General features: G+C 53.8%; 11 protein-coding genes and 1 other RNA gene. 5 read left to right on the top strand and 7 right to left on the bottom strand.

What is annotated here, in order from left to right; all coding sequences use genetic code 11:
• The 7 genes from B2R48_RS06430 to B2R48_RS06460 form a co-directional block, all read right to left on the bottom strand.
• The coding region (locus B2R48_RS06430; RefSeq protein WP_296998869.1) for a hydantoinase/oxoprolinase family protein at positions 1-2,372 on the bottom strand (2,372 nt) is incomplete at its 3' end.
• Positions 2,373-2,441: 69 nt separating this feature from the next.
• Entirely contained in the window at positions 2,442-3,743 is a 1,302-nt protein-coding gene (locus tag B2R48_RS06435; RefSeq protein ID WP_062956248.1) for a TRAP transporter large permease, read from the bottom strand.
• Positions 3,744-3,752: 9 nt separating this feature from the next.
• A complete protein-coding gene (locus B2R48_RS06440; RefSeq protein WP_296998872.1) occupies positions 3,753-4,265 on the bottom strand; it encodes a TRAP transporter small permease in 513 nt (170 codons plus the stop codon).
• A 141-nt stretch (positions 4,266-4,406) separates the two neighbouring features.
• The gene (locus B2R48_RS06445; RefSeq protein WP_213473878.1) at positions 4,407-5,381 is read right to left on the bottom strand and encodes a TRAP transporter substrate-binding protein; all 975 of its coding nucleotides are present in this window, start codon (positions 5,379-5,381) and stop codon (positions 4,407-4,409) included.
• A 282-nt stretch (positions 5,382-5,663) separates the two neighbouring features.
• Positions 5,664-6,173: a winged helix DNA-binding protein gene (locus tag B2R48_RS06450; protein ID WP_062956251.1), complete on the bottom strand. Its 510-nt coding sequence runs from the start codon at positions 6,171-6,173 to the stop codon at positions 5,664-5,666.
• Positions 6,174-6,311: 138 nt separating this feature from the next.
• Positions 6,312-8,219, bottom strand: a complete 1,908-nt coding sequence (locus tag B2R48_RS06455; protein ID WP_296998876.1) for a methyl-accepting chemotaxis protein — start codon at positions 8,217-8,219, stop codon at positions 6,312-6,314.
• Between the two features lie 366 nt (positions 8,220-8,585).
• Positions 8,586-10,583: a methyl-accepting chemotaxis protein gene (locus B2R48_RS06460; RefSeq protein ID WP_084272058.1), complete on the bottom strand. Its 1,998-nt coding sequence runs from the start codon at positions 10,581-10,583 to the stop codon at positions 8,586-8,588.
• Positions 10,584-10,841: 258 nt separating this feature from the next.
• Here B2R48_RS06460 and B2R48_RS06465 point away from each other — a divergent pair, with 258 nt between their 5' ends.
• From B2R48_RS06465 to rnpB, 5 genes are all read left to right on the top strand, one after another.
• Positions 10,842-11,585, top strand: a complete 744-nt coding sequence (locus B2R48_RS06465; RefSeq protein WP_296998880.1) for a TerB family tellurite resistance protein — start codon at positions 10,842-10,844, stop codon at positions 11,583-11,585.
• Between the two features lie 135 nt (positions 11,586-11,720).
• Complete coding sequence (locus B2R48_RS06470) at positions 11,721-13,544, top strand: ATP-binding cassette domain-containing protein (protein ID WP_213473875.1); 1,824 nt, start codon at positions 11,721-11,723, stop codon at positions 13,542-13,544.
• Between the two features lie 174 nt (positions 13,545-13,718).
• A complete protein-coding gene (locus B2R48_RS06475; RefSeq protein WP_213473874.1) occupies positions 13,719-14,591 on the top strand; it encodes a DMT family transporter in 873 nt (290 codons plus the stop codon).
• A 5-nt stretch (positions 14,592-14,596) separates the two neighbouring features.
• Complete coding sequence (locus B2R48_RS06480) at positions 14,597-15,349, top strand: N-acetylmuramoyl-L-alanine amidase (protein ID WP_296998884.1); 753 nt, start codon at positions 14,597-14,599, stop codon at positions 15,347-15,349.
• Positions 15,350-15,410: 61 nt separating this feature from the next.
• An RNA gene (rnpB, locus tag B2R48_RS06485) (RNase P RNA component class A) lies at positions 15,411-15,733 on the top strand; the annotation flags it as partial.

Genomic DNA, 15,733 nt, shown 5'->3' on the forward strand with positions numbered 1-15,733 from the left:
AGCATATAAACATCGCCCGGCTTCATTTTCCCGGCGTTGTTTTTAATCACGGCCTGAACCGATTCACCCATCGAACCAAGGTGGACGGGCATATGCGGGGCGTTGGCGATCAGAAGGCCTTCCTGATCAAACACCGCACACGAGAAGTCCAGACGTTCCTTGATGTTCACGGAATATGAGGTGTTGGCAAGGGTCACACCCATCTGTTCGGCAATGTTCATGAACAGGTTGTTGAACACTTCAAGCATCACCGGATCGGCCTGGGTACCAATCGCTTCAGTCCGTTTCATCGCGACAACGCGGGTCAGGATCAGATGATCAAGACCATTTACCTTGGCTTCCCAACCCGGATCAATCACGGTGGTGCCGACCGGCTCCACAATCACCGCCGGACCACGCACAGTCGCACCCGGTTTCAGGTTTTCACGTTTGTAGAACGGGGTCTGTTCGGTTTTGCCATCAAATACGACCGGACGGGTCGCAAGTGGCTTGAGCATGACTTCCGCACCATCAAGTTCAGTTGACGACGCCGGGAGACTTTGGGTTTCACCAATGGCTTCAACCGCGACGGCCTCAACCACGAGCGGCTTTTCGCTCATGACAAAGCCGTAACGCTGTTTGTGTTGCTCTTCGAACTGGGCCTTGATGACATCGACATCACCGAAATCAACGATCAGCGGGGTGTCGGTACCGTCATAGCGCAGATGAAGACGTTTCAGCAGGCGGATCTTGTCATCCCCGATGCCCTGCTCTTTGAGTTCAGCCAAAGCATCGACCGCCAGAGCGTCAAGCTGCTTATCGAGATCAGCCAAGCCTTCAGCGGCGAGCTGGCCTTCGACGGCCTGTTCACGCATGGCACGGATATCGGCCAAGCCCATGCCATAGGCCGACAGAACGCCGGCGAACGGATGAACAAAGACCTTGGTCATGCCAAGGGTATCGGCAACCTGACAGGCATGCTGACCACCCGCACCGCCAAAGCACTGCAGAATATAGTCGCTGACATCATAGCCGCGCTGCACGGAAATCTGCTTGATGGCGTTTGCCATGTTTTCAACGGCAATGCGCAGGAAACCCTCGGCGACTTCTTCGGGTGTGCGGACCTGACCAGTGTTCTTTTCGATATCGGCCGCCATGTCTTCGAAACCCTTGCGGACGGCTTCGGCATTGAGCGGTTCGTCACCTTCGGGGCCAAAAACATTCGGGAAGAAGTCCGGCTGGACCTTGCCCAGCATGACGTTGATATCAGTCACCGCCAGCGGACCGCCACGGCGATAGGCCGCAGGCCCAGGATTTGCACCGGCACTGTCCGGGCCAACGCGGAAACGCGCACCATCAAAATGCAGGATCGAGCCGCCACCGGCCGCAACCGTGTGGATTTTCATCATCGGTGCGCGCATGCGCACACCGGCAACCTGGGTTTCAAAATCGCGTTCGTATTCGCCGTCATAGTGCGAAACATCGGTCGATGTGCCGCCCATATCAAAACCGATGACCTGTTTGTAGCCATCCATTTCAGCGGTACGGACCATGCCGACAACCCCGCCAGCCGGCCCAGACAGGATCGCGTCCTTGCCCTGGAACTTGACGGCATCGGTCAGACCACCATTGGATTGCATGAACATCAGTTTCACACCGCCCAGCTCACCGGCAACCTGTTCGACATAACGACGCAGGATCGGCGACAAATAGGCATCAACCACGGTGGTATCCCCGCGCGAGACCAGCTTCATCAACGGGCTGACCTGATGGCTGACGGACACCTGGGTAAAGCCGATGTCACGCGCAACCTTTTCAGCCGCCAGTTCATGGGCGGTATAGCGATAACCATGCATGAACACGATGGCACAGGCGCGAATGCCGCTGTCATAGACTTTCTGCAAGTCCGCCCGCAGGGCATCAAGGTCCATCCCTTCGAGCTCTTTGCCCTGCGCGTCAAAACGGCCAGCGGTCTCGATCACGGTTTCATAAAGCGTTTCAGGCAGGATGATGTTGCGATCAAACAGACGCGGGCGGTTCTGATAGGCCAGACGCAGCGCATCGCGGAAGCCTTTGTTGGTGACCAGAACAGTGCGGTCGCCTTTGCGTTCGAGAAGGGCGTTGGTTGCAACCGTTGTGCCCATTTTGACGGCTTCGATTTTCTCGGCTGGAATTTTCTCTTCTGCCGGGACTTCAAGCAATTCGCGGATGCCCTGAATGGCGGCGTCTTTATAACGCTCGGGGTTTTCCGACAGCAGCTTGTGGGTGACAAGCGCGCCATTGGGCTTGCGGGCAACGATATCGGTAAAAGTGCCGCCGCGATCGATCCAGAACTGCCATTTTGGCTGTCCAGTCGTCTGCGAGTTGGGCGATTTTTGGTCGAGCGGTGCCATGATGCGCACTCCTTCAGGCATCTGTATTCAGAAAATTCGAGTATTTTGGTCAGTTCAAATAATGAACTGTTAGCCACTCATTTGCGTTGGCAGCCATGTGACGATCCCCGGGAAAACGGTGATCAAAAGCGCTGCAAACAACAGCAAGAAGAAGAATGGCAAAGCGGAAACTGCAATCTTGAACAGGTTCTTGCCTGTCAGTCCTTGCAGAACAAAAAGGTTAAAGCCGACCGGTGGTGTGATCTGCGACATTTCGACCACCAGCACCACATAGATGCCAAACCACAACAGATCGATACCTGCCGCCTGCACCATAGGCAGGATCACCGAGGTGGTCAGAACCACCACCGAAATCCCGTCAAGGAAACAGCCAAGGACCACAAAGAAGACGGTGAGGGCCGCCAGCAACGCATATGGCGACAGATCCATATGGGCAATCCATGCGGCCAGTTCACGCGGCACCCCGGTAAAGCCCATGGCAACGGTCAACACTGCGGCCCCTGCAAGGATAAAGCAGATCATGCAGGATGTGCGGGTCGCCCCCATAATGCCATCAAGCAGGCTTTCCTTTGAAAGCGAACCACTAAGACCCGACAGGATCAGCGCACCAACCACGCCAAAGGCCGCAGCCTCGGTCGGGGTGGCAACCCCGCCATAGATCGAGCCGATCACAGCCGCGATCAGAAGGATGACCGGGATCAGACGACCGGATGCGCGAATTTTTTCGGCAAACGGAATGCTGGGTTCGGCGGCTGGCATCTTGTCCTTGTTGATCGTGGCCCAGATGCCAACGAAGCTCATGAACATGATGATCAGCATGGCGCCGGGAATAACACCGGCAATGAACAGACGAGCGATGGAAAGCTCGGCCGAGACACCATAAACAATCAGGATAATCGACGGCGGGATCAAAAGACCCAGCGTGCCGGACCCGGCAAGCGTGCCCAGGATCAGGCTATCGGCATAGCCCTGTTTACGAAGTTCAGGGATCGACATGCGCCCGATGGTGGCCGCTGTCGCGGCCGAAGACCCCGACACTGCAGCAAAGATACCGCAGCCCAGAATGTTTACATGCAACAAACGGCCCGGAAGCTTGTTCAGCCACGGGGCAAGCCCGGTGAACATGTCTTCTGAAAGGCGGGACCGAAACAGGATTTCACCCATCCAGATAAACAGCGGCAGCGGTGCCAAGGACCAGGTCGCAAGGCTTGACCATGCTGTGGTCGCGATGATGGGACCGGTTTGTGCACTGGTGAAAACATCAATGGCAAAAACGCCAATGGCAAAAAGTGCAAGTGCAACCCACAGACCAGCGCCCAGAAACAGGAACAGCAGGCCCATCAGGATAAGACCAATTTGAAGTACGTCCATGACCGCCCCCTACTCGTTCAATTCGTTTGCTTCGCCGCCAACAAAAGCGGGTTCGCGGCCAGCCAGAAGGTCAACAAACGCTTCGAGCAGGGCAATGGTGAAGACAACAAGTCCGAAAGCCATGGCGGTTTGCGGGATCCATAGCGGGAAAGCCAGAACGCCCGGCGACGTATCACCGTATGAAAAGCTTTCCTGTGCCAGAACCGCCATCCACCAGGCGAAGTAACCGGCAAGATAGATCGCAGCCAGCAAGGTGATTGCCTCGATTGTACGGCGGGCGCGCCCTTTAAGGTGCGAAAGAACGATCATGACCCGGATGTGGGTTCCGGCACGCAAGGCCGGACCAAGGGCAAGGAACGTACCGGCAGCCAGCGAAAACCCTGCCAGTTCGTTGGCGTCATGCACGGCGATCCCGACGAGACGCCCCAGCGACTGAGCCAAAATCAGCAGAGCAATGATTACCAAAAACGCGGCCGCCAAAACGGCGCTGAATTTGAACAAATAGTCTAGCAGTCTGCGCACAGCAGTCCCCCTTTCCGCCAACGATCATTCCCAAAGCGAACTATCGCAATCAACGGACAGTAGCATTAAAATGTGCGGATTGTCCGGGACCGAACGGAAGACGAAAACCGTCCGGCCCCGACAAATGGCAAGTACTGATGATCAGTTCTTGAACGCGTCGACGATTGCTTTGCCTTCGTCGCCGGTTTTTTCCAGCCAACCGGCGACCATTTTGTCACCAGCTTCTGCCAGACCGTCTTTGAGTTCTGCACTCGGTGCAGCAACGTTCATGCCGTTTTCAGCCAGGATTTTCTTCTTGGCTTCGGCTTCTGCCATGCTCATTTCCCAACCGCGGGTCTCAGCTTTGGCTGCCGCTTCAAGAACAGCGGCCTGAACGTCTGCTGACAGGCCGTCAAATGCGCTTTCGCTTACGACAACCATGTTTTTCGGCAACCATGCCTGAACGTCGTAGAAGTTGGAAACAAAGTCCCAGGCCTTGGAGTTCGCACCGGTCGACGGCGAGGTGATCATTGCCTCGACAATGCCGGTTGCGAATGCGGTCGGGATTTCCGGAACTTCAACCTGGGTAGCAACCATGCCGGTGAGCGACGCCAGTTCGGACGTGGTCGCGTTATAGGCACGGAACTTGACACCTTCGAGGTCAGCAACGCTGTTGACTTCGTCTGCGGTGTAAAGGCCCTGAGCCGGCCACGGAACAGCATAAAGAACTTTAAGGCCGTCTTCTGCCAGAGCCGCTTCAATGCCCGGACGTGAAACTTCCCAAAGCTTCTTGGCACCTTCATAGGAAGTCGCCAGGAACGGGATCGCATCAACGGTGTAAATCGGGTTTTCGTTGGCCAGCAGCGAAATCAGGGTTTCGCCGATCGGGATCAGGCCACGCTGAACCGAACGTTTGATATCTGCATGCTTGAACAGCGAACCACCGGAATGAACGGTGATGCTCAGTTCGCCACCAGATGCCTCATTCACGTCCTTGGCAAATTCGATGATGTTCTGGGTGTGGAAAGTCGCGTCAGGATACGGGGTCGCCATATCCCAGGTTTCTTCAGCCGATGCAAAGCCAGCCGACATGGTGATCGCTGCAACTGCGACGGTAGAAAGTGCTTTTTTCAACATTTCTCAAGTCTCCCTGTGTGTGATGCAAGCCGATACACGTTTACGCGTATCGAGACTCCAATGTAGCCTCCCGACACATTGATCACATTTTACCGATAAATTGTCAATGTTGATTCATAACTACCATGCAAAAACTGCAACCCAAAAACTGTCAGAAAATGGACTGAAGATCTCTAAGCGTTTGTTAAACCAAAGAAAACGGGCGGCAGTCGATATCAACTGCCGCCCGCAACTTTTTTAGGATCAATAAAGTAAAATCTGCAACGTGATCGCTTTGGGCACCTAGATCGAACTTGCCGCCCGTGATGCCTGATCATACACGCCCGAGATTGCACGCAGGGTTTTGGCAACATCACCGACTTCTTCGCTGTTCACTCCCAGACGCTGGAAGGTTTCAACAAGACAGTCTTCACGTACCTGACGATATTTCTCACACATATCGCGCCCATCGGCCGTGGTTGCGTAATGCACTTCCTTGCCGCGCTTAACCCCTTCGACCAAACCCAGTTTGCGAAGCTTTTTGAGCGAGTAGTTCACAAGATGGCTGTCCTCGACATTAAGGACAAAGCACACCTCAGACAGACTTTTTTCCCGTTCGCGCGAATTAACATTGTGCAGCACCAGAATATCGAGAACCGACACATCAGGCATACCGGCCGCACGCATGCACCGCACCATCCATCGGTTAAACGCATTGCCTGACAGGATCAGCGCAAATTCAAGTTCCGAAAGCTCGGCGGCGCGTTCCGAGACAAGATGTGACGATGAGACGATACGTGTTTTATCAGCCATCCGACGTTCCCCGTTGTCCTGTATGATGAGGTATTGCAGCTATTTTTAACCAATATCACTGCAAGTTTGTCGGCATTTTATCTTGATAAAGGCAGCAGGGCAAACCCCTGCTGCCTTATACTTATCGACAATTCGTCATTAAAGTGCCCGCATACGTTCCAGGAAACCGTCAATCTGGGATCGAAGATCACCACTTTGCGTCCCGAGATTATTGGCCGCATCATTGACATCACCTGCTGCAGCATTCGTTTCTCCGACCGCTGCCGAAACGCCTTGCATTGCCGACGATATTGCCTCGGTCCCCGATGCCGCCTGTTCGACATTTTGCGAAATTTCGCTTGTGGCAACTGTTTGCTCCTCGACCGCAGCAGCAACGGCTGAGGCGCGTTCACTGATATCGGAGATCATTTTGACAATCTCGTCAATTGCGTCGACGGCAAGTCCAGTGGCCTCCTGAATATCGTTGATCTGACTGGTAATATCTTCAGTTGCCTTACCTGTCTGTTTGGCGAGGTTTTTGACCTCGCTTGCAACAACAGCAAAGCCTTTGCCTGCATCACCAGCACGGGCAGCCTCAATCGTTGCATTCAGTGCCAGAAGGTTCGTCTGTTCGGCAATATCGCTGATCAGGCTGATGACCTCGCCAATCTTGATTGCGGAGTCATTTAGCCCCTGAATATTGTCGTTCGTACTGCGCGCACGTTCAGTTGCTGAAACAGCCATGTTTGAGGTTTCCGTGACTTGCCCGGAAATCTCGTTAATGGATGCGGACAGCTCCGTCGCCGCCGTAGCAACAAGCTGAACATTTGATGATGCTTCCTCGGCTCCCGATGATACTGCCATTGATTGATCGGTTGCGGTTTTGGCACTGTCACGCAAGACGTTTGAGACCTGATGAAGTTGCTCGACCGCAGACCCAACATCTGACATCACGGCAACAACGGCCTCGTCGAATTCTTTGATGTACTGCTCCTGGATTTCCATCCGCTTGCGACGTCGTTCATCCTGAGCACGCTGGGCCTCTTCGAGTTTGGCTCGCTCTATCCCGTTCTCGCGGAATACACGCACGGCACGCCCCATCTCGCCGATTTCGTCGGAACGGTTCACTTCATTGATTTCGACATCAAAATCGTTGTCAGCTAACCGGGTCATTTTGCCTGTCAGGCCCGAAATAGCCCTGACGATTGCACCTGACAACAAAAGCGAGAGCCCCAGCAGCGCAACAATGCCTGCGACATACATGACAATAGTTACTGTAAGGCTGGTCGCGGCGATTTGTTCGGCACGCTGCTTTTCCGCTGCTGCGATAGAGCCAATCGCCAAACTGATATCATCAAGAATTGGTTCGGCTTCCGCGTAGAATGCAGAAAGAAATCCCAGTTCTTCCTCGCGCTGAAGGATTTTGGCTGAAAGCGCTTTGAAGTCAGTTACATACGACTTCATGAGGTCTGAGATTCTTGCCTTGTCGTCTGCTGGAATAGCTAATGCAGCCAAAGCTGGCCCGAACTCTGCAAGACGATCATCAATGCGCCCAACATATTTTGGATCAAGCCGGGCGAGAAAATCTTTCTCGTGGCGGCGCATCATCAACATGATCACTGTCAGATTATCTGCGTTGTATTTCTTAAGCGCCTCTTCGACATTGTGTACTGATCCACGAAGGCGCCCCAAAAGGCCCTCTTCTTCGTTCAAGCCGATATCCCGCTGCAGTTCGACAACCGTGGCAAACTTCGCTGTGTAATTCGCAAAAGCTGTTTCAATTTGGGAGATCTGCGCATCAAACGCCCCAAGACTTGGTTCGCGCGACAATTGTTCAAGTCCCGCGATAACACTGGCAACGACATCCGCATGCTGAGCAACGTACTTTTCATCTTTGCGCAGAAGAAAGTCTTTCTCTCGCCGGCGGGCGTTCAGGAAGTCCTTTGAAATAGCATCCGCGACCAACCTGTTATCAAGGGTCATATCGGCAATTGATTGCGCAGATCGTCTTTGATGCTCGGCTGCAAATTGAACCCCACCGACCACAACAAATATTACAAGTGACACGGCACCGATCAGGGATATTTGATAAAGAAGCCTCATTCTGGAAAGAAAATTCATCTCAGCCCCACAGAGATTGATCGCGTTGATGCTACGACACTCGGCTTAGTCATCAGCGCAGATAAAATTCAAAACGAATTGAAGACATCCAAGGGCTTGAAATCGTCGCTTCTGAGAAGTCGCACAGCTTGATTACGATGCAGATCGATCGTTCAAATGTGCCCACCTGCAGTATTTGTCGCCAAGCCAGCTGAATTGGCGCGCCCGTTGTTTCGTCTTGCCTGTGAGTCACATTTGTTTTCAGTCGAAACAAAACAAGGGGGAAGATCACTCTTCCCCCTTGTCTCCATACTCATAGCCTTGCCAATTGCCTCAGGAGATCGAGCGCATTCTGGCAAGGAAGCTGTCGATGCGTTCGCTAAGCCCGTCGCTTTGACGGCCAAGGTTGTCAGCCGACCCGCGCACGTCGTTGGCCGCCTCGCTCGTTTCGGCCACCGCAGTCGAAACGCCTTGCATGGCATTTGAAATTTCGCTGGTGGCAGATGCAGCCTGTTCAACATTCTGGGAAATTTCGCTCGTAGCGACAGTCTGTTGCTCGACAGCAGCCGCCACGGCCGAGGCCCGCTCGCTTATATCGGCGATCATTTGCACGATGCCGTCAATCGCATCGACTGCTGATTGGGTTGCCTGCTGAATATCGTTAATCTGGCTTGAGATATCCTCGGTCGCCTTGGCAGTCTGATTGGCAAGGTTCTTGACTTCGCTGGCGACGACCGCAAACCCTTTGCCGGCATCACCGGCCCGCGCCGCCTCAATCGTTGCATTCAGTGCCAGAAGGTTCGTCTGTTCGGCAATATCGCTGATCAGACTGATGACCTCGCCGATCCGCACAGCAGCAGCGTTCAAACCCTGAATGTCGTCATTGGTTGTTTGGGCACGTTCACTGGCGCTGTTGGCCATATTGGAGGTATCGCTGATCTGTCCGGCGATTTCATGAATGGATGCGGAAAGCTCGGTCGCGGCTGTGGCCACAAGTTGCACATTTGATGATGCTTCCTCGCTGCCTGCGGAAACAGTCGTGGACTGTTCATTGGCCGTGGCCGCACTATTGCGCAAAGCTTCCGACACGGAGTGCAATTGTTGAACCGCGGTGCCGACCTCGCTCATCATCGCGACAACGTCATCATCAAACTCGCGGATGTGTTTTTCCTGCTGTTCAATGCGCTGGCGTTGTTTTTCATCAAGCTCGCGTTGTTGGGCTTCAAGTTTCTGACGCTCTAACCCGTTTTCACGGAACACCATCACAGAGCGGGCCATTTCACCGATTTCGTCCTTGCGGTCGGCCTCATCAAGCTTGACATCAAAGTCGTTTTTGGCCAGTCGGGCCATCTTTGCTGTCAGGCCGGTGATCGCCCGCACAATGGCACGCGCCAAAACAAATGACAGCAAAACCATGATTATCGCGCCAGCGATAAAGATCGCAAAGGTAACCTGAACCCCTGTATGTGCGATTTCCTCAGCCCGCGATTGCATGTTTTCCGCAACCGTCTGAACTTCAACGCGCAGAGTATCGAGAATGGGTTCGACCGCCGCGTAATAGGTACTCAGACGCTTCAGGGATTCCTCGCGCTCAAGGGCTGCCGCAGCAAGCGTTTTGAAATCCTCTACATAGGATTTCATCAGGTTGCCGAGTTGTTCTTTCTTGTCATCCTTGATGCTGCCTGCGCGCTCAAGAGCCGCAGAAAACTGTTTTGCATTCTCTTCGACGCTTTGGACATAGGCCGGATCAAGACGCGCCAGAAAGTCCTTTTCGTCGCGGCGCATTTCTAGCAGCGCAATCGACAAATCCTTGGTGTTGGTCAACCCCAACATCGCTTCCAGCTTGGCAACTTCGCCAAGGGCACCTTCGACTTCTGAGGCCGCATTGCGCATCTCCCCCAGCAATCCGGAACTCTTATCCAGTCCGACCTTGCGCTGTAGTTCTACGACAGTCGCGAATTCGACAACATAATTATCAACTGCTGACTGCACCTGATTGACCTGTTCAAGAAGTGCGCCGAGTTCTTCACGCCCCGAAAGTTTTTCCAACCCGGCGCGAATTGCAGCCGCGGCCTCACCATGGGCGACGACATATTCTTCACGTTTTCGAAGAACGAAATCTTTCTCGTGACGGCGGGCATCAAGAAAGGCCCGCGCAACGTCCCCGACAACTTGGGAATCCTCACTCGCATCCTTGGCGATCACCTGTGCAGACTGACGCTGCTGATCGGCAATGAACTGCGTCGCCCCAACGATGGCGAAAATCACCAACGCTACAAGACTAAGCAGCGATATCTGGTAAAGCAGCTTCATGCGCGACAAGAAAGACATTTTCCACCCCACTTCTTACTTCAGTTTTCTTTATTTCGGTATTTCTTCACCGTATAACATTCTACCATCAGTAGATATCTAAACACTAAAGTATAGACTAATTATTAATTCCCTCTACCTTTGGACATACCCTCTCCGAAATTATGGCATTTCCTTTTAACGGGTGCACACTATGTTTGTGCTCTGGCTAGCGCGTGGCACCTATTCATTGGGATATGGTGCTTCGCAGTGAAACTACAAACAGGGCAATGATCACCCATGAGCATCTGGGGTAAAATAATTGGTGGCACAGCAGGTTTTGCCTTGGGCGGACCACTGGGTGCAATTCTTGGCGCGGCAGCTGGCCACGTCGTTGACAAACTCAAGCACAGTAAAAGCGCAAGCGGCCCTCATATCGGGGGCCCTGATACCAGACAAATCGCTTTTGCCACTGGCGTGATCGTGCTGGCCGCCAAGATGGCCAAGGCCGATGGCCATGTCAGTCGCGATGAAATCAACACTTTCAAACGCGTGTTTCATATCCCGCCGGGCGAAGAGAAGAATGTCGGCCGCATATTTGATATGGCACGCAAGTCATCTGACGGTTTTGAGATTTATGCCCAACAGATGGCCACCATGTTTCGTGGCGAGCGCGCAATCCTTGAAGGCGTGCTTGAGGCGCTCTATCAGATTGCCATGGCCGATGGTGAACTCCATCCGGCAGAACAGAATTACCTCAAAAAGGTCGCCCATATCTTTGGCTTTGCCGATGTTGATTTTGACCGTGTCCATCATGCGTTTACCGCATCAAATGGACCGGATCCCTATGAACAGCTTGGTCTGACCCGTGATGCCAGTGACGACGATCTGAAATCGGCACATCGCAAATTGTCGCGCGAAAACCACCCTGATACCCTTATGGCCAAGGGCATGCCGCCCGAGTTCATCGAACAGGCCAATGAAAAGATGGCGCGGATCAATGCTGCTTGGGATCAGATCCGTAAGGAACGTGGCATCAGATAACCGGCCCCGAATACATCCGCCCGCCAGATCTGCCCCGTCAACAGATGATTTCCCTTGCACCAGCGCCTGATTTGCTGTTTGCAGGGGGCCGGTTATTGTGACCGGATTTAAACTTTCAAGCTTATCGGTTTTTCCATGGCGCCACCGCTGATCAATATAAATGACATTCACCTGACCTTTGGCGGGAACGATTTGTTTTCCGATGTGTCGTTTGCCATCGGGGATCGTGATCGACTGTGCCTTGTCGGGCGTAACGGTGGCGGAAAATCGACTTTGCTGAAAATCATTGCCGGTGAAATAGAACCGGACGGTGGCGAACGTTTTGTTCAGCCGGGCTGCAAGGTGGCCTATCTTAATCAGGAACCGAAATTCGACGGCTATGACACGGTCGAGGATTTTGTTCTTTCGGCCTTGGACGAGCACGAAGAGGAATATTCCTATCGCTCCGACATGTTGCTGGCATCGGTCGATATCGATCCGAAATCCGATCCCAAGCAGCTTTCAGGCGGTGAAGGCCGCCGGGCAGCCATCGCGCGCGCCTTGATTGCGGACCCACAGGTCCTGTTGCTTGATGAGCCGACCAACCACCTTGATCTGCCGACGATTGAATGGCTTGAAGGCGAGATCAAGAATTTCCGTGGTGCTGTTGTCGTGATCTCGCACGACCGTGCCTTCCTCAATGCCGTGTCCAATGGCGTGCTGTGGCTGGATCGCGGTGTGATGCATCAAGGTGCGATCAACTTTGCCAAGTTCGAGGAATGGTCCGAGGAAATCTATCGCAAGGAAGCCGAGGAACGCGCCAAACTTGATAAGCTGATTGCACAGGAAACCGTCTGGTCGGTACAGGGTATTTCCGCGCGCCGCAAACGTAACCAGGGTCGCCTGCGCCGGCTTTATGACATGCGCGCGCAGCGTTCCCAACAGGTTGACCGTATTGGCAATGTATCGCTTGCGGCAGATGCCGGTGAATCATCGGGCAAGGTCGTGATCGAAGCCACTGACATTGCCAAGTCGTTTGGTGACCGCCCGATCATATCGGACTTTTCCACCCGCATCATGCGCGGCGACAAGGTTGGCATTATCGGCCCGAACGGGGCGGGTAAAACCACGCTTTTGAAGATGCTGACCGGCCAGCTTGAACCCGACAGTGGCACGATCAAGATCGGCACCAACCTTAATCCGAGTTACTTCGATCAGAAACGCGCCGCCCTTGATGACGACAAAACCCTTTGGGATACGTTGTGTGATGTTGGCGGTGATCAGGTCATGGTACGTGGCAATCCGCGCCATGTGGTCAGCTATCTGCGTGATTTCCTGTTTGATGAAAAACAGGCGCGAAGCCCGGTTGGCGCGCTTTCGGGCGGTGAACGCAATCGGTTATTGCTGGCCAAGCAATTGGCAAAGCCGACCAATCTTCTGATCATGGATGAGCCGACCAACGATCTGGATATGGATACGCTCGATCTGCTTCAGGAAATGCTGAGCGACTATGAAGGCACGCTTCTTCTGGTAAGCCACGATCGTGATTTCCTTGATCGCGTGGTCACATCCTCCATCGTGATGGAAGGCGATGGGACTGCTATCGAATATGCTGGTGGTTATTCCGACTATATCGCCCAGCGCAAATTGTCGCGCGCCGAGGCGGCCAAGGAAGAAAAAACTGCTGCGAAACAGGTCAAGAAAACAGCGCAGGCCAGCGCGCCCAAGTCAAAGCCATCTGGCAAGCTGAGCTATAAGGACCAGCGCGAATACGATAACCTGCCAGATGCCATGGCCAAACTCGAAAGCGAAATCGCAACTCTTGAGGACGCGCTTTCTGATAGTGACCTGTTCACCAAGGACCCGGACGGCTTCCAGAAGAAGGTGGACCGTCTGGATGCTGCCCGTGCGGAACTGGAATCCTCGGAAGAACGCTGGCTCGAGCTTGAAATGCTGCGCGAAGAACTTGGTCAGGGTTAACCCGAAGCCAAACCATTTCGTGACAGTTTAGGCCAGAGTTGAGAACAACTCATTTGTGCTTCGCGCCAAAACATCGGATCAAGGGATTAGAGGCCGTCTAAAAAGTGGGCGGGCTTGACCATCTGTCTGATATCCTTGATGTCGATACCGCCCCTTTTACCGAAAGGCCTCGTCATGCCGATCAAAGCCTTGCTTATGGCCTTTACTGTCGCCGTCATCTGGGGGGTGAATATGCTGACCGTCAAAGGCGCGGTTGGCGAAATTCCGCCCTTTATTCTGACCGCGATGCGTTTTGCAGCCGTGGCGATCCTGTTGATTCCATTCACACAGGTACCGCGGGGGCGTATCGGAAAACTCGCGCTTATTTCGGTAACATTCGGCGGACTGCATTTTGGCGTTCTGTTTTATGCCCTGTCGATGATTGATGCGGGTCCAGTCGCCGTCATCATCCTTCTGGGCGTACCGTTTTCATCTATGCTTGCGACCTATTTCTTTAATGATCGACTGGGATGGAAACGGCTTTCGGGCATGGCACTGGCCTTTATCGGTGTGACCATCATGTTCTGGGATCCGACCATGACAGAGCTGCAATTGCCGCTGTTACTCGTGGTGTTTGCATCCTTCATGTGGGCGGTTGCCAATGTCATGATCAAGAAACTGGGCGACATCGACACCTTTCAGCTTAATGGCTGGATGGCGTTGATGGCAGCGCCGCAACTATTGGTCTTGTCACTGATCTTTGAACCACATGCCTTTCAGGCGATTGCCGAAGCAAGCTGGGTGGCGTGGGCCAACCTGACATTTACCGTCGTGATGTCTTCTATCGTTGCCTATGGTTTTTGGTATCACTTGCTGAAAACTCAGGATGTGAATGTGGTGGTTCCCTGGATGCTTCTGGCACCCGTGGTCAGTGTTATCGGCTCGCTCGTTGTATTTGACGAACAGTTCTCGCTGCTTAAAATTATCGGCAGTATCGTTGTTCTGTGCGGTGTGGCTGTCATCATGCTGCGCAAGCCGGTACAGCGCAAAGCACAAGGGATGGACTGATCCCAATGGGGAACGACTTGCATAACAACAGCTTGCAGGGATGCATCATTTCCCATCCCTCCCCCAATTTAGGTGACCGCCCTGATGGCTGCCCAATTGACATATTGGTTTTGCATTACACCGGGATGCAATCAGGCCAAGCCGCACTTGATCGCCTGTGTGACCCGGACAGTTCTGTTTCCTCGCACTACCTGATCGAGGAAGATGGCCGCATCTTTGGGCTGGTGGACGAAGAAAAGCGCGCATGGCATGCGGGCGTCGGGGTGTGGCAGGAATGCCGGGATGTAAATTCCCATTCCGTCGGGATCGAGATCGTCAATCCCGGGCATGAATATGGCTACCGCCCCTTCCCCGAAATTCAGATTAAATCGGTTATCGACCTGACCAATGATATCCTTGCGCGCCATGACATTCCGGCAAGCCGGATCATTGGTCATTCGGATATGGCCCCGAACCGCAAGGACGATCCGGGCGAACTTTTCCCATGGCAGCAACTGGCTGAAAACGGCATTGGGCTTTGGCCCGGATGCGGTGGCATTCCGGGCATCCCTTCCGACATGATCGAAGCGCCAGCCAACCCGGACGAATTTCATGCCCTGCTTGATGCCATCGGCTATGGCCCGGCAGCCAGCAAAGAAGACCGGACCAAACGCACCATCGCCTTCCAGCGTCACTGGCGCCAAAACGATATTTCCGGCAAGGTCGACGGCGAATGCGTTGCCATTGCCAAGGTCCTGACCAGCGCGATTGCCGGCTAAGCAACCTAAGCCGCATCGCTTTTTCTTGACGCCATCAATGATGTGACCTACATCCCGATCACCAGATGGCCGGATGGCTGCCCTGATTGCTTGCAATCGGGGAGGAAAGTCCGGGCTCCACGGAAACACGGTGCCAGATAACGTCTGGCGGGGGCGACCCTAGGGAAAGTGCCACAGAAAGGATACCGCCGGATCGCGCAAGCCATCCGGTAAGGGTGAAAGGGTGCGGTAAGAGCGCACCGGTCCTTCAGCAATGCGGGACGCATGGCAAACCCCACCGGGAGCAAAACCTAATAGGAATGGTCGGCCGGATGCTTCGGCATTGTCGGCAGGTGAGTTTTCGCACCACCATTCGGGTTGGTTGCAGGAGGCGTTCGGCGACGG

It is taken from the genome of Thalassospira sp. UBA848 (genome assembly GCF_002295455.1).
Taxonomy (GTDB): Bacteria; Pseudomonadota; Alphaproteobacteria; order Rhodospirillales; family Thalassospiraceae; genus Thalassospira.

Excerpts from the sequence above, each read along its gene's own strand:
- B2R48_RS06465 (WP_296998880.1), top strand. The coding sequence starts at position 10,842 with ATGAGCATCTGGGGTAAAATAATTGGTGGCACAGCAGGTTTTGCCTTG.
- B2R48_RS06480 (WP_296998884.1), top strand. The coding sequence starts at position 14,597 with ATGGGGAACGACTTGCATAACAACAGCTTGCAGGGATGCATCATTTCC.
- B2R48_RS06445 (WP_213473878.1), bottom strand. The coding sequence starts at position 5,381 with ATGTTGAAAAAAGCACTTTCTACCGTCGCAGTTGCAGCGATCACCATG.
- B2R48_RS06475 (WP_213473874.1), top strand. The coding sequence starts at position 13,719 with ATGCCGATCAAAGCCTTGCTTATGGCCTTTACTGTCGCCGTCATCTGG.
- B2R48_RS06470 (WP_213473875.1), top strand. The coding sequence starts at position 11,721 with ATGGCGCCACCGCTGATCAATATAAATGACATTCACCTGACCTTTGGC.
- B2R48_RS06460 (WP_084272058.1), bottom strand. The coding sequence starts at position 10,583 with ATGTCTTTCTTGTCGCGCATGAAGCTGCTTTACCAGATATCGCTGCTT.
- B2R48_RS06450 (WP_062956251.1), bottom strand. The coding sequence starts at position 6,173 with ATGGCTGATAAAACACGTATCGTCTCATCGTCACATCTTGTCTCGGAA.
- B2R48_RS06435 (WP_062956248.1), bottom strand. The coding sequence starts at position 3,743 with ATGGACGTACTTCAAATTGGTCTTATCCTGATGGGCCTGCTGTTCCTG.